Here is a 24,592-nt window from a genome sequence, read left to right as displayed (position 1 = left end):
ATTTTGAACATGACAATTAAAGAGTGCTGATAGAGGTGCGAGATTCAAGAGTAGAAACCTAGAGAAGTATGAGCTTCTGTGAAAGGTTTTGAAAGGGGAAATCGCCGAAGGAAAACAAAACTCATACTTTGTTTTTCTGGTTTGACATTGAATAAATGGCAGACTGTCAGGAAGAATTTCCTGGAGAGCTATCTCACTGTATTTGCCGTATTTATAGTATTTTTCGCGGACAAAGCAATGAGATATATCTCGTTGCTTTTTTTGTGCTTGTACATATCAAATTCAGTTTAGTGTAAACAACAGAGAGGATGAATGAATATGCCAATTATTGTACAGAAGTTTGGCGGTACATCCGTCGGAAATGTCACAAAAATTAAAAATGTGGCAAGACGGGTCATGGAAGAAGTAGAGAGAGGGAACGATGTCGTTGTCGTCGTGTCAGCGATGGGCAAAACAACGGATGAATTGGTAACAATGGCAAAGGAAATTACAGATAATCCAAGTAAGCGTGAAATGGATATGCTGCTGTCAACAGGTGAGCAGGTTACGATTTCTTTACTAACAATGGCCTTACTTGAGCAAGGTCAGCAAACGATTTCATTTACAGGGTGGCAAGCAGGAATCCAAACGGAAGCAGTCCATGGCAATGCACGCATTTTACAAATTGATACAAAACGTATGGAAGCGGAATTACAAGCAGGGAAAGTGGTTGTCGTTGCTGGATTCCAAGGGGTAGATGAGGAAGGGAACATTACGACATTAGGGCGCGGAGGTTCAGATACAACAGCTGTTGCACTAGCTGCAGCACTGAAAGCGCAACGCTGTGACATTTATACGGACGTAACCGGCGTATTTACGACGGACCCACGCTATATTAAAGAGGCGAGAAAGCTCTTATCGATTTCATATGATGAAATGTTAGAACTTGCAAATTTAGGAGCTGGCGTACTTCACCCACGTGCGGTAGAGTTTGCCAAAAATTACCACATTCCACTAGAAGTACGTTCTAGTATGGAGAAAGAATCAGGGACGATTATTGAGGAGGAAGCAACAATGGAAGAAAATTTAATTGTAAGAGGTATTGCTTTTGAAGATAAAATTACACGTGTGACGGTGTTTGGTTTACCGCGTACACTTAGCACTTTATCAACCATTTTTACAACGCTTGCAAAGCATCATATTAACGTAGATATCATTATTCAAACAATGACATCTGAAGAGACAACAAATCTTTCGTTTTCAATTAAAAGTGAGGCTCTTCAAGAAGCTCTTCAAGTATTGGAAAGTAATAAACCGAACCTTGAGTTTGAAAGAATCGAAACAGAAGATGGCTTAGCGAAAGTATCAATCGTTGGTTCAGGTATGGTCTCAAACCCTGGAGTCGCAGCTGAAATGTTTGAAGTGATGGCGAACACGGGAATCCAGGTGAAAATGGTTAGTACATCAGAAATTAAAGTGTCAACCGTTATCAATGAAAAGGAAATGGTTAAAGCGGTAGAAGCTCTGCATGTTGCCTTCAACTTAGGTGCCCATTCAAAAACGTTAGCTTAATTAAAGAGGTGTAAAACAGACTTACTTTATCGTAAGTCTGTTTTACAGCACGATTAAAGTGGATCTTTTGGATCCCATTGAACCGTGAAAATGACTCTTTTTGCGCGTTTTTTAATTTCAGCAACTGCTTCACTGCTGCATTTTTTTTGAAGGGCGCTCTGCTCAGCGAGGAATCCAGTTTCTAGTTGGAAATGGCAGTCCGAATAGAGCTCTAGGCGGCGATTGATAATTTCTCCGGTTAAGGTGAGTTCCATTTCATTTTTTGTTTCTTTTTCGATGATTAAATCACCCCAGCCAGCACTTTGAAAAAATGCAACCACTTCACCCATACTACTCAAAGGGAACTTTCTAGCTAACTGTTTCCCAGTCCAATAAAGGATTTGGTAGGAGTCTTGTCCGAGGATATTATCTAAGACAATTTCTCGAATGAGTTCATAGCCAAAAGTAGGAATTTGAAGTTCGTTTATTACAGAGTCTTCTAAAGTTTCTGCGAGATTTTTTTTCATTGTGAATCGCCTCTTTCTGTAAATCTATTATAAACAATTTTCATTTTGATGCTGTACTATTTTTTAAAATATTTTCGGAAATTATTGGAAAATATTAACATACTATTTCATGATATAGATACCTATAATAATAATTTTTGTAAAAATTTAGATAATTTAGAATTTACCTTGGTAGATTATCATGAATTTCTATCGTGAAAAAAAGAAATCTTGTATCCGTTTTCTTGACGCACATACAAGTGAGGAGTAAAATAGTGGTGTCACATAATTGTAAAAAAGTATAGGGAAAATTCTATGCTTGCATTTGTGCGAGGATAAAAGGTAGCCACCAATTTATCTGAGCATGATTTTTCACAAATTAAGGGGGGGCACTTAGTGGCAAAAAATCGTGAGTTTGGAAATCGTAGGCTTCATTCACTTCTTGGGGTAATTCCAATCGGGTTATTCCTCATCTTCCATCTATCAGTGAACTTTATGGCAACAAAAGGAGAGGAAACTTTCAATACTGCGGCTCATGCAATTGAATATGTGCCAATGTTGATAGTGGTAGAATGGGTTGTCATCTATCTACCATTAATTTTTCATGCTGTTTATGGAATCTATATTGCTTTTACAGCTAAAAACAATTTAGGAAGATTCGGGTTCTTCCGTAACTGGATGTTCATGTTACAACGTGTAACTGGAATTATCACTTTAATTTTCCTTGTTTGGCACATTTGGGCAACTCGAATTCAAAAGGCTTTAGGAGCAGAAGTTAACTTTGACATGATGGCTGAAATCTTCTCTAGTCCATTTATGATTGCATTCTACATTGTGGGGGTTATCTCAGCGATTTTCCACTTTGCTAATGGATTATGGTCATTTGCAGTTAGTTGGGGATTAACAATTACACCTAAATCACAAAAAATCATGACTTATGTTACATTAGTAGTATTTGTTGCACTTTCTTACATTGGTGTTAGCGCAATTTTCGCTTTTGTATGATAAGCGAATGAATTAAGAGCAAGAGGATTATAAGGATAATGGAAATAAGGGAGTGACAAGATTGGGTAAAGGTAAAATAGCTATCGTCGGTGGCGGACTAGCAGGTTTAATGGCTGCGATTAAAGCGGCAGAGATGGGGAAACAGGTTGAGTTATTCTCACTAGTTCCTGTAAAACGCTCTCACTCTGTATGTGCCCAAGGCGGTATTAATGGAGCAGTTAATACAAAAGGTGAAGGGGATTCTCCATGGATCCACTTTGATGATACAGTATACGGTGGGGACTTTTTAGCGAACCAACCACCAGTAAAAGCGATGTGTGAAGCAGCACCAGGAATTATCAATATGTTTGACCGTATGGGCGTTATGTTTAACCGTACACCAGAAGGTTTACTTGACTTCCGTCGTTTTGGTGGAACACAACATAGCCGTACAGCATTTGCTGGCGCAACAACTGGTCAACAATTACTTTATGCGATGGACGAGCAAGTACGTCGTTATGAAGTAGAAGGTCTTGTAACGAAATATGAAGGTTGGGAGTTCCTTGGAGCTGTAATCGATGAACAACAAACAGCACGCGGAGTTGTTGCTCAAAACTTAGCTTCTATGGAAATCAAAGCATTCCCTGCTGACGCTGTTATTATGGCGAGCGGTGGACCAGGAATTATCTTTGGTAAATCTACAAACTCCATGATCAACACAGGTTCAGCAGCATCTATCGTATATCAACAAGGTGTTAACTATGCGAACGGTGAGTTCATTCAAATTCACCCAACAGCGATTCCTGGTGATGACAAACTTCGCCTAATGAGTGAATCTGCTCGTGGTGAAGGTGGACGAGTATGGACATATAAAGACGGAAAACCTTGGTACTTCTTAGAAGAAAGATACCCAGCATACGGAAACTTAGTACCTCGTGATATCGCGACTCGTGAAATCTTCGACGTATGTGTAAACGATAAGCTAGGTATCAATGGGGAAAACATGGTTTACCTTGATCTTTCACATAAAGATCCTAAAGAACTTGATATTAAACTTGGTGGTATCATTGAAATTTACGAGAAATTCATGGGTGAAGATCCACGTAAACTTCCAATGAAAATTTTCCCTGCGGTTCACTATTCAATGGGTGGATTATGGGTAGATTATGACCAAATGACAAATATCAAAGGTCTATTTGCTGCTGGTGAGTGTGATTACTCTCAACACGGTGCGAACCGTCTAGGAGCTAACTCTCTTCTATCCGCTATCTATGGTGGATCTGTAGCTGGACCAAATGCAGCTAAATATGTCGAAGGTTTAGAGAAAACAACGGACGCACTTCCTTCTTCATTGTTTGACGGCTATGTAAAACAAGAGCAAGAGAAATGGAATAACGTCATGTCATTAGACGGTGCAGAAAATGCTTATGTTCTTCATAAAGAGCTTGGAGAATGGATGACGAATAACATGACGGTTGTTCGTTACAATGATAAATTGAAAGAAACAGATAACAAAATTCTTGAGTTGATGGAACGCTATAAAAACATCAACATTAACGATACTGCTAAATGGAGCAACCAAGGTGCTGCATTTACTAGACAATTACAAAACATGTTGCAATTAGCTCGTGTTATGACAATTGGTGCCTTAAACCGTAACGAAAGCCGTGGAGCGCACTACAAACCAGAGTTCCCAGAGCGTGATGATGAGAACTTCATGAAAACAACAATGGCTACGTTCAAAGGTCTAGATCAAGCGCCAGCATTCCATTATGAAGATATCGATGTGTCGCTAGTTCCACCTCGTAAACGCGACTACACAACTACACATTAAGAAGGGAGAGAACACCAAATGTCTGAAACTAAAACTGTACGTTTTATCATCACTCGTCAAGATACACCAGATTCAGCTCCTTATGATGAGGAATTTGAATTACCGTATCGTCCTAATATGAACGTAATTTCAGCATTAATGGAAATTCGTCGTAATCCTGTAACAAAAAGCGGTAAACAAACAACTCCAATTGCTTGGGATATGAACTGTTTGGAAGAAGTATGTGGAGCTTGTTCAATGGTTATCAATGGAAAACCAAGACAATCATGTACAGCACTTGTTGATCAATTAGAACAACCTGTTCGTCTTGCACCAATGCGTACTTTCCCAGTTGTTCGTGACCTTCAAGTTGACCGTAGCCGCATGTTCGACAACTTGAAAAAAGTAAAAGCTTGGATTCCAATCGATGGAACGTACAATCTTGGACCAGGTCCTCGTATGCCAGAGCGTAAACGTCAATGGGCTTACGAATTATCTAAATGTATGACTTGTGGTGTATGTCTAGAAGCATGTCCAAATGTGAACGACAGCTCAAACTTTATTGGACCACAACCATTATCACAAGTTCGTTTATTCAACGCTCATCCAACTGGTGCGATGAACAGAGCAGAACGTTTAAATGCAATCATGACAGATGGAGGACTTGCTAACTGCGGTAACTCACAAAACTGCGTACAGTCTTGTCCAAAAGGTATTCCATTAACAACTTCGATTGCAGCTCTTAACCGTGATACTGCAATTCAATCATTCCGTAACTTCTTCGGAAGCGATCAAGTTTAATCAATCGTATGAAAAGAACCTGTATCTTATGATATAGGTTCTTTTTTTTGCGTATTTTCATGCTAGCTCTATGGTGGCAAGGTGAGTGAGGCTGTTTAATGAAATTTAGGTATATTATGTAAAAATCTTTCAATTATATACACTTTGCTTTAAAATGAATGAATAACCATTCATTGAATAAGAGGAGGCAGCATTTTGAGTAGAATCTCATATATTGAAAATTTTGAACAGTGGCAAACTAGTTTTTCCTTTAAGCAAGAGGTAAAGGTTCGTTTTTCGGAAACAGATATGTTCGGTCATCTAAATAATACGATTACATTCACATATTTTGAGGAAGCAAGAATGGAATACTTTAAGCATTTAGGCTTAATGCAAAAATGGTTAGAGGCAAACGATGATGCCATCATTGTTGTGGCTGATTTGCAATGTGATTATCTTCAACAAGTGTTTTTTGATGAACACTTATATGTGCACGTTAAGGCAGCCAAAATCGGTACGTCGTCTGTGGATCTTCATTATATGATTACAAGAGAAGACGGCTCAGTTTGCTATACGGGCAGGGGAGCAATTGTTCAAATTTCGAAAGCTACTGGGAGATCCCTTCCTTGGAGTGAAGAAGTGAAAGCGATATTAGGACAATTTCAAGAAGTAGAGTGAGAATAGTCATATGTAAAATCTCCTAGGAAAAGAATTCTAGGAGATTTTTTTGATTGGATAGTCCTGGTTCGTTGTTGCTGTTTCTGAGAGATGCTTGAAAATTGTTTGAAGTTGTTCCGTTCTTTACTTACAATAAAATATCGTAGGTATTTTAGTATAAGTAAAGAAAAATGTGCTGATATGAAATTTCCAGTATGATGCTAGACTATTATTCTTTTAATAATAAACGAATAGAGACAGGAGAATTTGCATTATCGGATGAAGCATTTGATTTGCATTAGTAATGCTGGAAATGTAGAAGCAGTTAGAAGCATGAGTGTATTTAGGGAAGAGGGAGAGAGCAGTTTTAACCAATTTCTTAATGACTTAGACGATAATCAATGGTTGCTTTATAATATTTCGTATTTTTATATACCGACACTTGATGTCAATACTCTGTTAGAGAATATTGTCTTATTGCTGACATCTTCCAAAGGAATATGGAGTATTATCTTCAATTTTTGGATGCTGTAGCTGATGTTACAAAATCAGCATGATAAGAAGGCTATGCTAATCAATAACGTTATTTAACAGAACCAATAAGAAAAAGGGAGGGAGTATAGTGCCTGAAATAGCATACATAAAGGTTATAAGGAAAAAAGGATTCTACGCAATGTTCCGCAATTTTCAAATACTGTTAAATGGTGAAGTAGCAGGAGAAATAGCTCGTGATCGAGAGGTAGTGTTTGAAGTACCGCCGGGCATCTATACAATTCAAAATAAAATAGATTGGTTAATCACTGATGCTCTAGAGCTAGAAGTAAAAGCTGGTGAAACAGCAACTTTTCAAGTATCAGGGAAGGCGAAGGGTGGATTGAATCAGGAAATATTTATTCAACGGGAAGCGAATGATTGAAATAGAAGGGTGAGTAGCCTTTCAGCATAACTCAAAGATGTACGTGAACATGGTCTTACACAAATGAGCCTAACGTCATTTTGTTATCCACAATTTTAAAAAGGTTAAAAAAGAAAATTTAAATTATATAAGCAAAAGAGTCACTCCCTCACCTTTATCGACATACTATATCGTGACTAAATAGACACCCACTCCGGGTTTTATGCTGGTGAAGGCAAGGAGGGTTACATTAATTGAAGGAGAACGAATTCACTCATAAGCCACTACTCACCAAAAGAGAAAAGGAAGTATTTGAGTTACTAGTACAGGACAAAACAACAAAAGAAATCGCAGGTGAATTGTTTATAAGCGAGAAAACAGTTCGAAATCATATTTCTAATGCGATGCAAAAGCTTGGAGTTAAGGGGCGTTCACAAGCGGTTATAGAACTCCTTCGTATGGGAGAGCTTAAGCTTTAATGTTTTGACTGCATTCTATGTAAATATTCATATAGAAACTTCTCTCCCATTGTGAGCAGCATCAAAGGAAATGTTAAACAATTCATTGTTCAACACCTATGTTGCTGCTCTATTTTTGTCCTATAACTATATAATATTAGGACGCTGCTGATTCTAGGGTTGTTGCGTGTGAAACCTTGGTTTCACACGTCTTATATTTTAAGGGTTAAAAGGTTGTAGTATAAAAAGATATTGATTTTTATAAAGAGGGGAGATAAGTCGTGTTTTTCTAACCAATGGTTGAAATCTCATTCACTTTCATCCAAAATGGGAGTATGATAAGGTTTCAGGAAGCAAATAAGAAGCTAGAGTTATGAAGTAATTTGTTGTTTGATTGACATGCTACTTTCTTTAGTAATATAGACAACGCTTCTTTGAAAGCTGCTTTAACAAAGTTGCACCATGAAATGAAGGAAGAATGAGGCGAGTTTTTTGAAATCAATTGGAATTATAGATTCAGGAGTCGGTGGGTTGACGGTTGTAAAAGAAATTATGCGACAGCTTCCTAACGAACAGATTATCTATTTAGGAGATACGGCTAGATGTCCCTATGGACCAAGATCAAAAGAAGATGTAAAAAAATTCACGTGGCAAATGACCCGTTTTCTATTAAAACACGATATTAAAATGCTAATTATTGCTTGTAATACAGCGACAGCTGCTGTTTTAGAGGATATTCGAGCAGAGCTGGCAATTCCTGTGCTAGGGGTTATTCATCCTGGAGCAAGGGCAGCAATCAAAGTATCCGATACGTTACATATTGGTGTAATCGGCACGATTGGAACGGTAAAAAGTCATGCGTATGATGAAGCGCTTGCTTCTATTAATGATCATGTGAAAGTGACAAGTTTAGCCTGTCCAAAATTTGTTCCAATCGTTGAAAGCGGTGAGTTTGAGGGAGAGATTGTGGACAGGGTTGTCGCAGAAACATTAAAGCCTTTAAAGAAAACAAAGATTGATACGTTAATTCTTGGTTGTACGCATTACCCATTGCTTGGTCCAGTTATTTCCCGCTATATGGGAGGTCGTGTACAGGTGATTTCCTCAGGGGATGAAACGGCCCGTGAAGCAAGTGTAATCTTGGACTATTATCGATTAATGAATCGAAGTAAAGTGCGTCCTATCCATCGTTTTTTCACGACAGGATCTAAAGATATCTTTAGTGAAATTGCTTCAAAATGGCTTAATCGTGATATTGAAACGGTTGAAACCATTAAAATTGATTCTTTATAGGACTTCCATTTGGAGGTCTTTTTTTAGTTTTTCTATAAGATTCCTATTATTATGGACTATATAATTTACTCTCGCTTCTTTCAATAAAAGGTCTAAAATCTTAGAGGGCTCGTATAAATAGTAGTACAAACTGTCCTAGGAGTGATTTTATGTCCAAAATAAGAAAAATAACAGTAGTGACAACGCTTTTAGCCTCTTCTGTTTGGCTTGCTGGCTGCGGCCTATTTGGTGGGGAAGAGAAAAAACAAATTGATCCTCCTACAGATGTTTCCTTAGTAGATGAGCAGCCGGCTCTTGAGGAGACGAATGGTAATAGTCAAAGCGGGGAAGGAAAAGAGGAAGCAGTTAAGAATACAATTAAGAGGGAGCTTTATTTAATTGATAAAGATGGTTACGTTGTCCCGCAAACGATTGAACTACCGAAATCTGAAGGAGCAGCAAAACAGGCTTTGGAATATTTAGTCGAGAAAGGCCCTGTGACAGATATGCTGCCAAATGGTTTCCGAGCGGTTCTCCCTGCGGATACACAGGTAGATGTAGATATTAAAGACGGTGTCGCCATTGCCGACTTCTCAAAAGAGTTTAAAAATTACCAAAAAGAAGATGAGTTAAAGATTTTACAAGCTATTACTTGGACACTGACTCAATTCGAATCCATTGAGAAAGTGCAGTTGCGCTTAAACGGTGAGGAATTAACAGAAATGCCCGTAGGAGGCACACCGATTCATGAAGAATTATCACGTGCGTCAGGGATTAACCTAGATACAAGTGATGTTGTTGATATTACGAATACAAAAGCATTAACCGTTTATTATGTAGGGGGAGAACCAGGCAATTATTATTATGTCCCGGTTACACGTCGAGTAAGTGAAAATACGGAAGATAATATTACGGCTGCTATTTCTGAATTAGCGAAGGGACCTGCGATGTCGTCTAAGCTTCAAACTGAATTTGTTCCAGATATCGCTTTGGTTGATAAGCCAGTTCTTGAGGATGGCAAAGTGACGTTGAATTTTAATGAGTCTATTTTAAATAGCTTTAAAGAGAAGGAGAAGAAAGTGTCACAATCGTTGCTAAATGCACTTGTTTTATCTTTAACTGAACAAAAAGGCATCGAAAGTGTAGAAATACAGGTGAATGGAAAAGCGGACGTAGTCAATGAAGAAGGGAAAAAGTTATCAGAGCCAGTCGTTCGTCCGGATCAAGTGAATACAGGAAGTTTCTAATGTTGAAAATGGAGGTTAGCGATACGCTGCCTCTTTATTTTTTATTCAATCGAGCCATTTATGTTAGACTGTGGGTATACATAGTATATAGTTAAATCAAGCTTTGTCATACGATTTTTACTTTATTCGTGTGAAAATGCGGTTTTACATGCCTTTCAGCCTTGCTGAAAGGTTAAATGAGCCTAAAATGAAAGCTATTTAACAGAGAGCTTAAATAAAAGGAGATGCCTCTTGTGAAGACTGTTATTATTGCTACGAAAAATGAAGGAAAAGCGAAAGAGTTCGAAAGTTTATTTCAAGCAAAAGGATATAAAGTAAAAACGCTTCTTGATGTACCTCATTCACCTGATGTAGAAGAAACAGGGACAACCTTTGAGGAGAATGCTATTTTAAAAGCAGAGGCCATTGCTAAGGAATATAATCAAGTCGTTGTCGCTGATGATTCTGGATTAATCGTTGATGCATTAGATGGACGCCCAGGTGTTTATTCTGCGCGTTATGCAGGAGAAGAAAAAAATGATGAAGCGAACACCAACAAAGTGCTGCGTGAATTGGCAGGTGTACCAACGGAAAAGAGGACAGCGAGATTTTATTGTGCTCTAGCGGTCGCTTCTCCAAATCAAGAAACGATTACGGTATCGGGAACAATTGAAGGAATTATTACAGAGCAACCTGTAGGTGACAACGGTTTTGGTTATGATCCAATTTTTCTTGTAGAGGAATTAGGAAAAACAACAGCCGAACTGACAAAAGAAGAAAAAAATAAAATTAGCCATCGTGCTACTGCTTTAAAAGCACTTGGAGATAAGTTAGATGCATTTTTAAAGGAAGAAGGAAAGTAAGATGAAAGTGCTTGTTATGAGTGACAGTCATGGCTTAACAGATGAAATCAGTATAATCACAGAACGACATAAACATGAAATAGTATCGATGATTCACTGTGGCGATTCTGAACTTATGAAGGAAGACCCCCTTATGATGGAGTGGACAGCGGTGCGAGGTAATTGTGACCGCGATATGACGTATCCCAATGATATTGTCGAAGAAATAGCAGGTCAAAAGTTTTTGATTACACATGGACATTTATATAATGTGAAAATGACGCTTCTTAGTATTTCCTATAGAAGCGAGGAAACAGATGCGAAGATTATTTGCTTTGGTCATTCGCATACAGCCGGCTCTGAATTAATTGATGGTAGGCTGTATGTTAATCCTGGCAGCATTCGTCAACCGCGCGGCCGAAGGGAGAAGACGTATGCCATCCTCGATATTATAGATCAGCAAGTGACCGTGACTTTTTATGATATTAAAGGAAAAGTAGTTGAAGAATTAAATAATACTTATCAAATCGGCTAAAATTAGATATAATGAATAGGCAGGTATTTCTTCCTGTCTATCCTATATGTCCCAGTAGCTCAGCAGGATAGAGCAACGGCCTTCTAAGCCGTCGGTCGGGAGTTCGAATCTCTCCTGGGACGCTAGTTAGTCATGAGAAAGCGCTGATATACGGTCGTATATTAGCTTTTTTATTTGATGTGTGAACGATGATTGAATAAGGTATTTCTTTAAAGTATTTTTTGAAAAAAGGTTGACTTTCTATAAAGATAGAAATATAATAATAAATGTCTTAAAGAAAATTTATTATGTCCCAGTAGCTCAGCAGGATAGAGCAACGGCCTTCTAAGCCGTCGGTCGGGAGTTCGAATCTCTCCTGGGACGCTAGCTAGTCATGAAAAAAGCTGATACACTTCTGTGTACCAGCTTTTTTATTTTTGTTTTTGAATAAGAAGGGGAATCTGAAAAATCATTTATAACGATTTTTTAGATTTAATTCTGCTGGCTGAACGTTGAAAATGGATTCCGTTATTTGAATTGTCGGCTTAAATGATGTATGATATTTCCATGTTTTAGAAAAATAGGAGGGAAGAACATGGCAAATATTGAGCATGGCGAAAATCGCTTTTTTATTGAAACAGAGGGTGAGAAATTAGCGGAGATTACGTATGTGCATTCAGGAGATAAGCAAATTACAGTGGATCATACATACGTTTCTGAGAAGCTGCGTGGACAAAAAATTGGTAACCAACTCGTTGAAAAAGTTGTTGAATTTGCTCGTCAAGAAAATCTTAAGATTGTGCCAGAGTGTTCCTTTGTTGTAAGAGAGTTTGAAAAAAATAAAGAATATCAAGATATAGTTGCTAAGTAATGGCGAAAAATTGAGAGCGAAACAGTTCAATCTGTTTCGCTCTCAGTTTTTTAAGGAGCTCTTTGAACAAAGACATATGTTGTTCTGGATTTTTTAGTAATTTTATTCCAAAAAAATAATAAATTAGTAGTTGATGAGCTGGTTGGAAAATAATATGGAATAAATTGTTTATGTACTAAGAATCGCATTTTTTAATTAGTTTTTTTTTATAAAATAAAATTTTTGTAGGAAAATAAGATAATAACGCGGATGTAAGCGTATACAAAAAAGTGACGAATTAGAATTATCAAACAATTCTTAAAAAACCTGTTGACTCCTTCTTAAAATCAGCGTATTATTACGACAAATACAACATAACGAATTTTAAAAAAACTTTGAAAATATAAATTATGTGTAAAACATTGAAGAGGATAAGTAGTCCTTCGTTAGACAGTCACAGAGAGCCGGTATTTGCTGAGAGCCGGTATTGTCCCGAGAGATGAACTCACCTTGGAGTTTCAGTTTGAACGGTCAACTAGTAGAACTGAACGGGTGCAAAACCAGCACCCGTTATCAAAACAAGAAAGTGCGTACAGAAAGTTTTGTACGAAAAAGGGTGGTACCGTGGATAGGCCAAATAGCCTCTTTCACCCCTTTGGTTTGCTATATGCAAGCGAATTGGGATGGAAGAGGCTTTTTTATATTCAGAAATAGCTGAAATATTAAAATATTTAAAAGGAAAATGGAGGGGACTATTCGTATGACGCAGAAGACTGCAGCAGCTGGCAGGAAGAGTGAGCAAGTAAAGTACACTGGTGCTGAATTTTTAACAGAAGCATTGAAAAGGGAAAATGTAGATGTTATTTTCGGCTATCCTGGCGGTGCCGCATTACCAATTTACGATAAACTATATAATTCAGGTTTGTTCCATGTTTTAACAAGGCATGAGCAAGGTGCCATTCATGCAGCGGAAGGGTATGCAAGAATTACAGGCAAACCGGGAGTAGTAATCGTAACATCAGGGCCTGGTGCAACGAATATTGTAACAGGTTTAGCGGATGCTATGATTGATTCTTTACCGTTAGTTGTTTTTACAGGGCAAGTGGCTACTGGATTAATTGGTTCAGATGCGTTCCAAGAGGCAGATATTCTTGGAATTACGACTCCGATTACCAAACATAATTATCAAGTGAGAGATCCTAAAGATTTTCCACGGATTATTAAAGAAGCTTTTTATATCGCATCAACTGGCCGTCCAGGTCCTGTATTAATTGATATTCCGAAAGATATGGCAATTGGAGAAGCGATTTCACACTTAGACCCTGAAATGGATCTTCCAGGTTATCAGCCAACAACGAAACCGAATTATTTGCAAATTCGCAAGTTAGTTGAGGCTGTGAGCGGTGCTAAAAAGCCGGTCATTCTTGCAGGAGCGGGTGTTCTTCATTCGAAAGCAGCTGATCAATTATTAGAATATGCAGAACAACAAGGTCTTCCAATTGTTCATACTTTACTTGGACTTGGCGGATTCCCGGCAAATCATGCACAATACGTCGGGCTTGCCGGCATGCACGGATGTTATGCAGCTAATATGGCTTTATCAGAATGTGATTTACTCGTCAATATCGGCGCTCGATTTGACGATCGCTTAACAGGTAAACTTTCAGACTTTGCACCGAATGCGACCGTTGCTCATATTGATATTGACCCAGCTGAAATTGGGAAAAACGTTCCAACAAAAATCCCAGTTGTTGGTGATGCAAAAGAAGCATTGGCAGAGTTAATTGCTCAAAATGGTAAAAAACCTGAAATTACTGAGTGGATGAATCAACTTGTTAAGTGGAATAAAGAATTCCCATTGCGCTATACATCATCTGATGAATATTTAATGCCGCAACGAGTGATTGAACTTCTTCATGAAAAAACAAATGGAGAAGCTATCGTTACAACGGATGTCGGTCAACATCAAATGTGGGCAGCGCAATACTATCGCTTTAATAAACCGAATTCATGGGTTACTTCCGGCGGACTTGGCACAATGGGCTTTGGTTTACCTGCAGCACTTGGTGCACAGCTTGCAAATCCTGAGGCTACCGTGCTTTCCATTTCAGGTGATGGTGGTTTCCAAATGTGCAGTCAAGAATTAGGCGTGATTGCGGAAAGAAACTTACCAGTCAAAATCATCATTCTTAATAATGGAGTTTTAGGAATGGTTAGACAATGGCAAGAGCTTTTCTACGAGAAACGTTATTCACAAAGTGTATTCCAATCACAGCCTGATTTTGTGAAATTAGCGGATGCTTATGGTATTCCTGGCTTTTCAGTAAGTACGGAAGAAGAAGCAAGTGCGCGCATTGAGGAAGCGTTGGCAATCGACGGCCCTGTATTAATCGATTTCCGTGTCAAACCAGAAGAAAATGTGTATCCGATGGTAGCAGCAGGAAAAGCTCTCCATGAAATGGAAGGAGTGTAATCATGAAAGGAATTCTTACTCTTACTGTAAACAATAGGCCAGGGGTTCTTAATCGGATTACGAACCTGTTTACAAAAAGAAATTACAACATTGAAAGCATCACGGTTGGTTCTTCTGAGCAAGAAGGGATTTCAAGAATCACCGTCGTTGTTCAAGTAGATGATGAAACAGTTATCGAACAAATGACAAAACAGCTTCATAAACAAATCGATGTATTAAAAGTAAATGATATTAGTAATCAAGCAATCGTTGCGCGCGAATTGGCACTGATTAAAGTTCAAGTGACAAGTCAAACGCGAGCTGAAATATATGCTGTTATTGAACCTTTCCGTGCTTCTGTTATTGATGTGAGTAAAGATAGCTTAACGGTTCAAATTACAGGTGAATCTGATAAGATTGAAGCTTTTATTGAACTAATTAAGCCATACGGCATTAAAGAGTTAGCTCGAACAGGAACAGCTGCTTTCCCACGCGGAATGCAGTTAGCCAATAGCAAAAGCAGCAAGGCCCAAACGATTGTTTAATTTAATAAATTTAATAAATGAATCAACTAAAAAACTAACTTTAGAAAAGAAAAGGGAGATGTATTAATTATGGCAAAAGTATATTATAACGCAGAGGCAAACGAAAATTTCTTCAATGGTAAAAAAGTAGCGATCGTTGGTTACGGTTCACAAGGACACGCGCATGCACAAAACCTTCGCGAGAGCGGTGTAGACGTAATTATCGGAATCCGTCCAGGAAAATCTGCTGAAAAAGCAAAAGAAGATGGTTTCCAAGTATTTTCAGTTAAAGAAGCAGCTGAGCAAGCAGACGTAATCATGAACTTACTTCCAGATGAAACTCAACCAAAAGTATACCAAGAGGAAATCCAACCTGCTCTAACTGCTGGTAAAGCTCTAATGTTCGCACACGGATTCAATGTTCACTTCAGCCAAATCGTTCCACCAGCTGACGTAGACGTATTATTAGTAGCACCAAAAGGTCCAGGACATCTTGTACGCCGTACATACACTGAAGGCGCAGGTGTTCCAGCTCTATTCGCAATCTACCAAGACGTAACAGGTACAGCGAAAGAATTAGCACTTGCTTATGCTCGCGGCATCGGTTCTTTACGTGCAGGTGGTCTTGAAACAACATTTAAAGAAGAAACAGAAACAGATTTATTCGGAGAGCAAGCAGTTCTTTGCGGTGGCTTAACTTCTCTTGTAAAAGCTGGTTTCGAAACATTAACAGAAGCTGGGTACCAACCAGAAGTTGCTTACTTCGAATGTTTACATGAATTAAAATTAATCATCGACCTTATGTATGAAGGCGGAATGGAAAACATGCGTTACTCAATCTCTGATACAGCACAATGGGGAGACTTCGTTTCTGGACCACGCGTTGTAACAGAAGCTTCTAAACAAGCGATGAAAGCTGTATTAAAAGATATCCAAGATGGTGAATTTGCAAAAGGTTGGATCTTAGAAAACCAAGCTAACCGTCCAGTATTCAATGCAATCAACCGTCAAGAGAATGAACATCCAATCGAAGTAGTAGGTCGTGAACTACGTAAAATGATGCCATTTGTTAAACCACAACAACAGGAGAAAGAAGTGGTAGCTGTTGCGAAAAATTAATATTTTTGACACAACATTACGTGATGGCGAACAGTCAGCGGGTGTCAATTTGAATTTTTCCGAAAAAATCGAGATCGCTTATCAACTTGAACGTTTAGGTGTAGACATTATGGAGGCGGGCTTTCCAGCCGCTTCCAAAGGTGACTTTAATTCCGTTCAAGAGATCGCGCGCCGCATTAAAAACAGCTCTGTTACAGGGCTGGCGCGTGCGGTCAAAGGCGATATTGACGCTGCTTGGGATGCTTTAAAGGATGGAGCACAACCTCGTTTGCATACATTCATCGCGACTTCCCCAATCCATCGCGAGTACAAGTTGAAAATGACAAAGGAACAAGTCGTTGAGCGCGCTGTAGCGATGGTTAAATATGCTTCAGAACGTTTCCCAATCGTGCAATGGTCAGCTGAAGATGCGAGCCGCACAGAGTTAGATTATTTAGCTGAAATTGTTGAAGCGGTAATCCAAGCGGGTGCAAAAGTTATTAATATTCCAGATACAGTAGGTTATGCAACACCGATTGAATATGGTAACATTTTCCGTTACTTATGCGAACATGTTCCTTCTATTGATAAAGTGAGCCTATCTTCTCACTGCCATGACGATCTAGGAATGGCGACAGCCAACTCTCTAGCGGCAATTGAAGGCGGCGCAACACAAGTAGAAGGTACGATTAATGGAATTGGTGAACGTGCTGGTAACGCAGCTCTTGAAGAAGTAGCTGTCGCGCTTCGTATCCGCCAAGACTATTATCAAGCACAAACGCGTTTAACGCTTAATGAAATTAAAAGAACGAGTGATCTAGTAAGCCGTTTAACAGCAATGACGGTTCCGCCAAATAAGGCAGTCATCGGTGCAAACGCTTATGCACATGAATCTGGTATTCATCAAGATGGCGTCTTGAAGGAAAAAACAACATATGAAATCATTTCTCCAGAACTTGTTGGTGTGTCCTCGAACTCGCTTGTTTTAGGTAAACACTCTGGTCGACATGCTTTTAAAGAACGATTACAAGAGTTGAACTTCCAAGTAAGTGAAGAAGAAATGAATCGTCTATTCGTTCAATTCAAAGAGCTAGCGGATAAGAAGAAACAAATGACAGATGAAGACTTAGTTGCTCTTGTTTTAGAGGAAAAAGCAACGGCCAGCATCGCTTATGATTTAGTATCTATGCAAATTTCACACGGCACAAATCAAATTCCAACAGCTACAGTTACCTTGAAAAAAGGTGAGGAAGAAACAATCCAAGAAGCTGCAACGGGAGCCGGTAGTGTTGAAGCTCTTTATAATACACTTGAAAGATGCCTAGGCGGCGAAATTGAGTTAGAAGATTATCGAATTCAATCCGTTGGCGGTGGTATGGATGCGTTAGCACAAGTATATGTAAAGATGAACTACCAAGGTGTTGAAACAAGTGGCCGCGGTTTAGATCAGGACGTATTAGAAGCGTCTGCTAAAGCATATTTAAACGCGGTGAATCGTGTGATTATTATGAAAGAATTAGAAGAAAAAGTACCGAATTAATAAGAAAAGCGGAACCGGCTCGTTCAGCTCGCAAAGCAGATAGGAATTGAACCAAAAGGCGCTCTTTGCCTTTTAGGGGCAATTATCTTCTGCACAGCGAGCTAGCCGGTGTAGCTAGATAATAAGAAAAGCGGAACCGGCTCGTTCAGTTAGCCGGTGCAGCTAAACAAGATAAACAAAGCGCAAGCGCCCTTCATTATGTACGAGTGCTTGCCTATTCAATGGAAGAAATATTTCAATGGTTTTAGGAAGGGGAGTTTTCGATGAAAGGGAATATAGCTGTGTTGCCAGGCGATGGCATTGGAAAAGAAGTAACAAAAGGAGCTGTAGAAATACTCGAAGTTGTTGCTCAAAAATTTGGACACGAATTTGAATTTCAATACGGTGAAATTGGTGGCGGAGCGATAGATAATACAGGATCACCTCTACCAGATGAGACAGTCGAAATTTGCCGGAAAAGTGACGCTGTATTATTAGGGGCAGTTGGTGGACCGAAATGGGATAACCATCCTGTCGATATCCGCCCAGAACGCGGTCTATTAAAAATTCGTAAAGAGCTTAATCTATATGCGAATCTTCGACCAATCAGCTATTATTCGAGTTTATCGGAAGCTTCTCCTCTTAAAAAAGAATTAATTGAAGGTGCCGATTTTGTTATCGTTCGTGAATTAACGGGCGGCCTATACTTTGGGAAACCAAGTGAACGAGTGACACGAGAAGGTAAAGATGCTGTAGTCGATACGCTTTTCTATACAAAAGAAGAAATGCACCGCATTATTAAACTAGCTTTTGAATTAGCTAGCAATAGAACAAAGAAAGTAACATCGGTTGATAAAGCGAATGTATTAGAATCAAGCAGAATGTGGCGTGAAACAGCTGAGGAAATTGCGAAAGAATATCCAGATGTAACGTTAGAGCATATGCTTGTGGACAATGCAGCGATGCAACTTATTCGTAACCCAAAACAATTTGATGTTGTCGTAACAGAAAACTTATTCGGCGACATTTTAAGTGATGAAGCATCCGTTCTTACTGGATCGCTAGGAATGCTTCCATCGGCTTCTATTTCAACGAATGGACCAAATCTGTACGAACCAATTCATGGTTCAGCTCCTGATATTGCAGGGCAGAATTTAGCGAATCCGATTGCGACAATCTTATCTGCCGCATCGTTGTTACGTTTATCATTTGGTCTAGAAGCTGAAGCAACTGCGGTGGAACAAGCGGTTGAAGCAGTGCTTGAAAAAGGTTTTAGAACAGGTGATATTGCAGATGAGCAATCAACGAAATTATCGACGAGTGAAATGGTTGCTGAAATTAAAACAGTTCTGTTAAACCAAGAGGCGAATTCTAACGTTACAGGAGCACGTGTATAACAGCTGTTTTTAGACACGGCCTTTTCAGTAGGTCGTGTTTTTTAAAAGATTAAGAAGTATAAAGATTTCGAGATGTTTCGGTGTTCAGTGAAAGCGCATAGCCTGTCGAGTTGCAGTTTGCTCAGGCGATTAAGTTAAAAAATCGACTTCATCTTCTAGCTCTCCAGCGCTTGTGCTTTTCTTAAAGAATCTAAAATGATTGAGGTGGAACAAGATGGGAAAGTCCATTATTGAAAAAATATGGGAGCGTCACATTGTAGCAGCTGAGGAGAATAAACCAGATTTATTATATATCGACCTACAATTTATTCACGAAGTAACATCGCCACAAGCCTTTGAAGGGCTTAGATTAAAGGGACGTAAAGTAAGAAGACCGGATCGTACATTTGCGACGATGGATCACAATGTTCCAACAATTAATCGTTATTTCATTCAAGATGAAATTGCTCAAAAGCAATTGTCTGCTCTTGAAGAAAATTGTAAAGAGTTTGGGATTCGTCTAGCGGATTTGGACAGCCCTGAACAAGGGATTGTTCACGTTATTGGACCAGAATTAGGTCTTACACAACCTGGTATGACCATCGTATGTGGTGATAGCCATACGTCTACTCACGGCGCATTCGGTTCGATTGCATTTGGAATTGGAACGAGTGAAGTAGAGCACGTATTAGCGACACAAACATTATGGCAAACGAAGCCAAAGACGTTAAAGCTTGAAGTAAATGGTCAGTTAGGTAAAGGTGTTAATGCAAAGGATGTTATTTTATATATTATTTCTAAATTTGGTGTAGATTTTGGAACAGGTTATATTATCGAGTATTGTGGCGAAGTATTCGAGAATATGTCGATGGAAGAGAGAATGACGGTATGTAATATGTCGATTGAAGGCGGAGCAAGAGCTGGTTTAGTAGCTCCTGATGAAACGACGTTCTCTTACATGAAAGGCAGAAAATATGCACCAAAAGGCGAAGAATTTGATCGTGCGGTAGAAGATTGGAAGTCATTAGCTAGTGATGAAGATGCTGTATATGACCGCGAAATTGTGTTAGATGGCAGCGCTATTCCACCGATGGTTAGCTGGGGGACAAACCCTGGAATGGCAAGCGGTGTAGATGCAATGATTCCGAGTGAATCAGATGGAACGTTTGATCCTGTAGAGTTGAAAAATGCACTTCAATATATGGGACTTAAAGAAGGTCAAGCAATTACAGATATCCAAGTACAGCATGTGTTTATCGGCTCATGCACAAACTCTCGTATTGAGGATTTACGCCAAGCTGCGTCTATGCTTGAAGGTCAAAAGGTTCATCAAGGTGTTCGTGCTATGGTTGTACCTGGTTCACAAAATGTGAAAAAACAAGCTGAAGAAGAAGGGTTAGATCAGATTTTCAAAGCAGCTGGCTTTGAATGGCGTGATTCTGGCTGCAGTATGTGCTTAGGTATGAATCCAGACGGGGTACCAGCTGGAGAGCATTGTGCTTCTACTTCCAACCGGAATTTTGAAGGTCGTCAAGGAGCAGGCGCACGTACGCACTTAGTTAGCCCCGCGATGGCTGTAGCAGCGGCTATTACTGGAAAGTTTGTTGATATTAGAACATGGGAAGCTCCAACTGTAGGAGCTCATTAAATATTAATATATAAATGGAGGTGCCGAAGATGGAACCGATTAAGGTTTTTACAGGAAAAGCAGCGGTTATGGACCGTAAAAATGTAGATACAGATCAAATTATTCCAAAGCAATTTTTAAAACGAATTGAGCGTAGCGGATTTGGTCAATTTTTATTTTTTAACTGGCGTTTTGATGAAGAAGGAAATGATCGTGCAGATTTTGAACTAAATCAAGAGCAAAATAAAGGTGCGTCTATTTTAATTGCAGGTGAAAACTTCGGTTGCGGCTCTTCTCGTGAGCATGCACCATGGGCTTTACTTGATTATGGTTTTAATATTGTAATTGCTCCTTCTTTTGCTGATATTTTTAGAAACAATTGCATGAAGAATGGGATTGTTCCGATTGTTTTAACAGAAGAGCAAGTAGCTGAATTAATGAAAAAAGGTGTAGAATCTGGTTATGAATTAACTATTGATCTTCCAAACCAAAAGCTTTTTGATCAATCAGGGTTTGAAGCTGAATTTGAATTCCATCCATACTGGAAGGAAATGCTTATTAATGGATGGGATGAAATTTCCATTACTGAGCAATACGAAGAACAAATTAAAAGCTATGAGCAACAAAAAATGCCAATCTCTTCTATTTAATTTAGAAGAGACATTGAGCGGAAAATTCTATCCCGTATGGTCTTGATTTCTTTGAGCCATACGGGATTTTTTTTGAAAATCGTTTCATTCCATGCTACACTGATGTTCAAAAATGAACGGTGAGGCGGAATGGTTAATGAATGAGAGAAAAGATGGAAATAATGTGGTCCTGTTTCCTAATTTACATCATCGCTTAGTTATGAAGGGGACGGAGGCGCTAGAAAATAAACAGTATAAGCAGGCAGCCGAATTATTTGGCCAAGCGAGGGAATTAGATCAGGAACACGCTGAAGGAAATGTAGGGTTGCTCGTTTCGTTAGTCGAGCTCCAAGATTATAAAGAAGCTAAACAATTATGTAAGGAATTATTGCATCAAGGGATTGGTGACTATTTTCAAATTACGAATATGTACTTGATGGTGCTTGTGCAATTAGGGGAGCATGAGGAGATCGTGGAGATGATTGAGCTATTGTTTCAAGAGCATCAAATCCCATTTGATAAAATGGAACAGTTTGAGCAGATGATTTCCTTCAGTAAACGGGCATTAGAAGAAAGAGAGATAGAAGCGGAGCAGCATGAAAGTCAATTACAGCAACAGCTTCAACAAGAGCCTTTGTTTAATGGGAAAAATGAACAACAATTACTTAATACAATTAATATGCTTTCACAGATGAATGTACGTCCGTTTATCGATGATATTCAACAATTTATGCAAGAGGAAGCGAATCATCCTTTTTTTAAAACGATGCTGTTGAATATATTAAAAGAGCAAGACTATACACAAGCCGTGGAAGTAAGGAAGTTTTCACAAGTCTCTTCTTTGATTCCAGCTCATTTACCGAATTTGCAAGAGTATCCTTTTTTTAAAGAAGTATGGGCTTTGGCAGAACAAAAATTGGCACAAAGAAATCCGAGCTTGCTGGAGATGGTCCATAGTTTACTAGAAAGGCACTGCTTCCTGTTATATCCATTTGAACTTGAACAAGATGGTGCGACCATCGCAGCAGCTTACCATGCTTTAGCAGAGCAATATATGACAGGGCAAGATTTCTGTGAGCGAGTTGCCCTTATTTATGAAACAGAAGAACAAGTTGTAAGAGAATGTTTGGACTACATAAAAGAAATTGAAGGAATTTCTTATCCCATTATTTAACCTATTGCTGTTGAAAGAAGAGGAAGCTGTGGTATAATGTAGTGGTTGTACTATACGCTCGTACAAAAAAACGGGAATATCCAAATGATTTGGGTATATTTAAGGGATGACTTGTTAAGAATTGCAAAGCAGATTCATCCATGCTTATTCTTGACGTATATAGATTTTTGGAGGGAAACACATGTCTGTTAAATGGGAAAAGCAAGAAGGAAACGTTGGAGTTTTAACGGTTGAAGTAGACGTAGAAACAGTAAACGCTGGTTTAGACAAAGCGTTCAAAAAAGTAGTAAAGCAAGTAAACGTACCTGGCTTCCGTAAAGGGAAAATGCCTCGTCCATTATTTGAAAAGAAATTCGGTGTAGAATCTTTATACCAAGATGCTCTTGACGAAATTCTTCCAGAAGCTTATGCAAATGCTGTCGAAGAAGCAGGAATTTCACCTGTAGATCGTCCAGAAATCGACATTGAGAAAATGGAAAAAGGTGAAAACCTTATTTTCACAGCTACTGTAACAGTAAAACCTGAAGTAAAATTAGGTAACTATAAAGGACTTGAAGTAGAAAAGTTTGATACAACAGTTACAGATGAAGATGTAGAAGCTGAATTGAAAAAGCAACAAGAGCGTCAAGCTGAGCTAGTTGTGAAAGAAGAAGGCGCAGCAGTTGCAGGTGATACAGTTGTAATTGACTTCGAAGGATTCGTTGATGGTGAAGCATTCGAAGGTGGAAAAGGTGAAAACTATTCTTTAGAGCTTGGTTCTAACTCTTTCATCCCAGGATTCGAAGATCAACTAATCGGTCTTGAAGCAGGTGCTGAGAAAGACGTTGAAGTAACATTCCCAGAAGAGTACCACGCTGCAGAGCTTGCTGGTAAACCAGCTGTATTCAAAGTAAAAGTTCACGAAATCAAAGCGAAACAACTTCCTGAATTAGACGATGAATTCGCGAAAGATGTTGATGATGAAGTAGAAACTATTGCAGAACTTAAAGAAAAAACAAAAGCTAAATTAGAGCATGACAAAAAGCATGAAGAAGAACACTTCATCCAAAATGCTGTAATTGGTCAAGCGGTTGAAGGTGCTCAAATCGATCTTCCTGAAGTAATGGTTTCTAACGAAGTAGATCGCATGATGCAAGATTTTGCTGGACGCTTACAACAACAAGGATTGAACTTAGAATTGTACTTCCAATTCTCTGGTCAAGACGAAGCGGCGTTAAAAGGCCAAATGAAAGAAGAAGCAGAAGGTCAAGTTCGTACAAGTTTAGTGCTTGAAGCAATTGCTGAAGTTGAAAAACTTGAAGCGACAGAAGAAGACGTAGAAGCTGAATTAGCTAAAATGGCTTCAATGTACAATATGGAAGTAGACGCAATCAAAAAAGCTCTTGGTAACTTAGATGCGATTAAAGGCGATCTACAAATTAAAAAAGCTATTGATTTCTTAGTTGAAAACAGCAAAACAGTTGAAGCTAAATAATAGCAGCTTTAAAAAAATATAGTTTTCTTAAAGAAACAAGGCGCGAGCATTTCGTGCCTTGTTTTATACATATCTTGATTTTTTATCATTTATAGAACACTTCTTGATTGCTTTTTTTTAGAATTCGGTGTAGATTAATTCTAATAACACATATACATATTTATACAGTAAATCCTTTTTTTTAAAATTGGTAAGTTAGGGCATACTAAAGAAAGTAACATACATAGTAAAAAGAGCAGTGCTTTGTGTATCGGACAACCTACTATCGTGTAAGCATTTTTGTTACCAAACTTTCAAGAACGTGTTACAATGCAATTCATACTATTTAATTGCAATGAAAGTGCTTATTTAGGCGTTTCTTATGAAGAAAGAAACATGCCTTTAAGATGAAT

The 24,592-nt window shown here is 38.7% G+C and carries 23 protein-coding genes, 2 tRNA genes, 1 riboswitch and 1 other annotated feature; of the genes, 24 read left to right on the top strand and 1 reads right to left on the bottom strand.

Features of this window, described 5'->3' with window-relative positions; genetic code table 11:
* The first annotated feature begins 22 nt into the window (after positions 1–22).
* Positions 23–199, top strand: a riboswitch (Lysine riboswitch).
* Positions 200–318: 119 nt separating this feature from the next.
* Entirely contained in the window at positions 319–1,551 is a 1,233-nt protein-coding gene (locus tag BAOM_RS18635) for an aspartate kinase (RefSeq protein WP_127761569.1), read from the top strand.
* A gap of 53 nt (positions 1,552–1,604) precedes the next feature.
* Here BAOM_RS18635 and BAOM_RS18630 read toward each other — a convergent pair whose 3' ends face one another.
* Positions 1,605–2,057 carry a YslB family protein gene (locus tag BAOM_RS18630; RefSeq protein WP_127761568.1) on the bottom strand — a complete coding sequence of 151 codons (453 nt, stop codon included), beginning with the start codon at positions 2,055–2,057 and terminating at the stop codon, positions 1,605–1,607.
* A gap of 375 nt (positions 2,058–2,432) precedes the next feature.
* On the opposite strand from BAOM_RS18630, the gene BAOM_RS18625 reads away from it, so the two are divergent.
* From BAOM_RS18625 to tig, 23 genes are all read left to right on the top strand, one after another.
* Positions 2,433–3,041: a succinate dehydrogenase cytochrome b558 subunit gene (locus BAOM_RS18625; protein WP_127761567.1), complete on the top strand. Its 609-nt coding sequence runs from the start codon at positions 2,433–2,435 to the stop codon at positions 3,039–3,041.
* 61 nt (positions 3,042–3,102) lie between these two features.
* Positions 3,103–4,854, top strand: a complete 1,752-nt coding sequence (gene sdhA / locus BAOM_RS18620) for a succinate dehydrogenase flavoprotein subunit (RefSeq protein WP_127761566.1) — start codon at positions 3,103–3,105, stop codon at positions 4,852–4,854.
* An 18-nt stretch (positions 4,855–4,872) separates the two neighbouring features.
* Positions 4,873–5,634 (top strand): succinate dehydrogenase iron-sulfur subunit, encoded by a 762-nt coding sequence (sdhB, locus tag BAOM_RS18615; protein WP_127761565.1) that lies wholly within the window; start codon positions 4,873–4,875, stop codon positions 5,632–5,634.
* A 195-nt stretch (positions 5,635–5,829) separates the two neighbouring features.
* Entirely contained in the window at positions 5,830–6,291 is a 462-nt protein-coding gene (locus BAOM_RS18610) for an acyl-CoA thioesterase (protein WP_127761564.1), read from the top strand.
* Positions 6,292–6,549: 258 nt separating this feature from the next.
* Positions 6,550–6,804: a hypothetical protein gene (locus tag BAOM_RS18605; RefSeq protein ID WP_127761563.1), complete on the top strand. Its 255-nt coding sequence runs from the start codon at positions 6,550–6,552 to the stop codon at positions 6,802–6,804.
* A gap of 88 nt (positions 6,805–6,892) precedes the next feature.
* Positions 6,893–7,186: a hypothetical protein gene (locus BAOM_RS18600; RefSeq protein ID WP_127761562.1), complete on the top strand. Its 294-nt coding sequence runs from the start codon at positions 6,893–6,895 to the stop codon at positions 7,184–7,186.
* A gap of 233 nt (positions 7,187–7,419) precedes the next feature.
* Positions 7,420–7,644 carry a helix-turn-helix domain-containing protein gene (locus BAOM_RS18595; protein WP_028392149.1) on the top strand — a complete coding sequence of 75 codons (225 nt, stop codon included), beginning with the start codon at positions 7,420–7,422 and terminating at the stop codon, positions 7,642–7,644.
* 471 nt (positions 7,645–8,115) lie between these two features.
* Positions 8,116–8,916: a glutamate racemase gene (gene racE, locus BAOM_RS18590; RefSeq protein ID WP_127761561.1), complete on the top strand. Its 801-nt coding sequence runs from the start codon at positions 8,116–8,118 to the stop codon at positions 8,914–8,916.
* 149 nt (positions 8,917–9,065) lie between these two features.
* Positions 9,066–10,142 (top strand): GerMN domain-containing protein, encoded by a 1,077-nt coding sequence (locus BAOM_RS18585; RefSeq protein ID WP_127761560.1) that lies wholly within the window; start codon positions 9,066–9,068, stop codon positions 10,140–10,142.
* Between the two features lie 233 nt (positions 10,143–10,375).
* A complete protein-coding gene (locus tag BAOM_RS18580; protein ID WP_127761559.1) occupies positions 10,376–10,984 on the top strand; it encodes an XTP/dITP diphosphatase in 609 nt (202 codons plus the stop codon).
* A gap of 1 nt (position 10,985) precedes the next feature.
* Positions 10,986–11,498: a metallophosphoesterase family protein gene (locus tag BAOM_RS18575; protein WP_127761558.1), complete on the top strand. Its 513-nt coding sequence runs from the start codon at positions 10,986–10,988 to the stop codon at positions 11,496–11,498.
* A gap of 48 nt (positions 11,499–11,546) precedes the next feature.
* Positions 11,547–11,620 (top strand) — tRNA-Arg (locus tag BAOM_RS18570).
* 167 nt (positions 11,621–11,787) lie between these two features.
* Positions 11,788–11,861: transfer RNA gene (locus tag BAOM_RS18565), tRNA-Arg, on the top strand.
* Between the two features lie 211 nt (positions 11,862–12,072).
* Positions 12,073–12,348, top strand: a complete 276-nt coding sequence (locus BAOM_RS18560; protein ID WP_127761557.1) for a GNAT family N-acetyltransferase — start codon at positions 12,073–12,075, stop codon at positions 12,346–12,348.
* 392 nt (positions 12,349–12,740) lie between these two features.
* Positions 12,741–12,985 (top strand) — a binding site (T-box leader).
* A gap of 102 nt (positions 12,986–13,087) precedes the next feature.
* On the top strand, positions 13,088–14,800 hold the full coding sequence (ilvB, locus tag BAOM_RS18555) for an acetolactate synthase large subunit (RefSeq protein WP_127761556.1): 1,713 nt from the start codon (positions 13,088–13,090) through the stop codon (positions 14,798–14,800).
* 2 nt (positions 14,801–14,802) lie between these two features.
* Complete coding sequence (gene ilvN, locus BAOM_RS18550; protein WP_127761555.1) at positions 14,803–15,324, top strand: acetolactate synthase small subunit; 522 nt, start codon at positions 14,803–14,805, stop codon at positions 15,322–15,324.
* Positions 15,325–15,393: 69 nt separating this feature from the next.
* A complete protein-coding gene (gene ilvC / locus BAOM_RS18545) occupies positions 15,394–16,422 on the top strand; it encodes a ketol-acid reductoisomerase (RefSeq protein WP_127761554.1) in 1,029 nt (342 codons plus the stop codon).
* Positions 16,409–17,941 carry a 2-isopropylmalate synthase gene (locus BAOM_RS18540; RefSeq protein WP_127761553.1) on the top strand — a complete coding sequence of 511 codons (1,533 nt, stop codon included), beginning with the start codon at positions 16,409–16,411 and terminating at the stop codon, positions 17,939–17,941. The genes ilvC and BAOM_RS18540 overlap by 14 nt, the downstream gene beginning before the upstream one ends.
* A 263-nt stretch (positions 17,942–18,204) precedes the next feature.
* Positions 18,205–19,317 (top strand): 3-isopropylmalate dehydrogenase, encoded by a 1,113-nt coding sequence (leuB, locus tag BAOM_RS18535; RefSeq protein WP_127761552.1) that lies wholly within the window; start codon positions 18,205–18,207, stop codon positions 19,315–19,317.
* A gap of 214 nt (positions 19,318–19,531) precedes the next feature.
* A complete protein-coding gene (gene leuC / locus BAOM_RS18530) occupies positions 19,532–20,944 on the top strand; it encodes a 3-isopropylmalate dehydratase large subunit (RefSeq protein ID WP_127761551.1) in 1,413 nt (470 codons plus the stop codon).
* Positions 20,945–20,973: 29 nt separating this feature from the next.
* Positions 20,974–21,573 carry a 3-isopropylmalate dehydratase small subunit gene (gene leuD / locus BAOM_RS18525; protein WP_127761550.1) on the top strand — a complete coding sequence of 200 codons (600 nt, stop codon included), beginning with the start codon at positions 20,974–20,976 and terminating at the stop codon, positions 21,571–21,573.
* A 136-nt stretch (positions 21,574–21,709) separates the two neighbouring features.
* Complete coding sequence (locus tag BAOM_RS18520; RefSeq protein WP_164853289.1) at positions 21,710–22,726, top strand: tetratricopeptide repeat protein; 1,017 nt, start codon at positions 21,710–21,712, stop codon at positions 22,724–22,726.
* Between the two features lie 181 nt (positions 22,727–22,907).
* Complete coding sequence (tig, locus tag BAOM_RS18515; protein WP_127761548.1) at positions 22,908–24,200, top strand: trigger factor; 1,293 nt, start codon at positions 22,908–22,910, stop codon at positions 24,198–24,200.
* Positions 24,201–24,592: the final 392 nt, after the last annotated feature.

The organism is Peribacillus asahii (assembly GCF_004006295.1).
In the GTDB taxonomy this organism is placed as follows: Bacteria; Bacillota; Bacilli; order Bacillales; family DSM-1321; genus Peribacillus; species Peribacillus asahii_A.
The sequence above is the reverse complement of the archived record's forward strand: the minus strand, read 5'-3'. Positions and strand labels throughout refer to the sequence as shown.

Excerpts from the sequence above, each read along its gene's own strand:
- BAOM_RS18635 (WP_127761569.1), top strand. The coding sequence starts at position 319 with ATGCCAATTATTGTACAGAAGTTTGGCGGTACATCCGTCGGAAATGTC.
- BAOM_RS18630 (WP_127761568.1), bottom strand. The coding sequence starts at position 2,057 with ATGAAAAAAAATCTCGCAGAAACTTTAGAAGACTCTGTAATAAACGAA.
- sdhB (WP_127761565.1), top strand. The coding sequence starts at position 4,873 with ATGTCTGAAACTAAAACTGTACGTTTTATCATCACTCGTCAAGATACA.
- BAOM_RS18605 (WP_127761563.1), top strand. The coding sequence starts at position 6,550 with ATGAAGCATTTGATTTGCATTAGTAATGCTGGAAATGTAGAAGCAGTT.
- BAOM_RS18585 (WP_127761560.1), top strand. The coding sequence starts at position 9,066 with ATGTCCAAAATAAGAAAAATAACAGTAGTGACAACGCTTTTAGCCTCT.
- BAOM_RS18575 (WP_127761558.1), top strand. The coding sequence starts at position 10,986 with ATGAAAGTGCTTGTTATGAGTGACAGTCATGGCTTAACAGATGAAATC.
- BAOM_RS18560 (WP_127761557.1), top strand. The coding sequence starts at position 12,073 with ATGGCAAATATTGAGCATGGCGAAAATCGCTTTTTTATTGAAACAGAG.
- ilvB (WP_127761556.1), top strand. The coding sequence starts at position 13,088 with ATGACGCAGAAGACTGCAGCAGCTGGCAGGAAGAGTGAGCAAGTAAAG.
- ilvN (WP_127761555.1), top strand. The coding sequence starts at position 14,803 with ATGAAAGGAATTCTTACTCTTACTGTAAACAATAGGCCAGGGGTTCTT.
- ilvC (WP_127761554.1), top strand. The coding sequence starts at position 15,394 with ATGGCAAAAGTATATTATAACGCAGAGGCAAACGAAAATTTCTTCAAT.
- leuB (WP_127761552.1), top strand. The coding sequence starts at position 18,205 with ATGAAAGGGAATATAGCTGTGTTGCCAGGCGATGGCATTGGAAAAGAA.
- leuC (WP_127761551.1), top strand. The coding sequence starts at position 19,532 with ATGGGAAAGTCCATTATTGAAAAAATATGGGAGCGTCACATTGTAGCA.
- leuD (WP_127761550.1), top strand. The coding sequence starts at position 20,974 with ATGGAACCGATTAAGGTTTTTACAGGAAAAGCAGCGGTTATGGACCGT.
- BAOM_RS18520 (WP_164853289.1), top strand. The coding sequence starts at position 21,710 with ATGAATGAGAGAAAAGATGGAAATAATGTGGTCCTGTTTCCTAATTTA.
- tig (WP_127761548.1), top strand. The coding sequence starts at position 22,908 with ATGTCTGTTAAATGGGAAAAGCAAGAAGGAAACGTTGGAGTTTTAACG.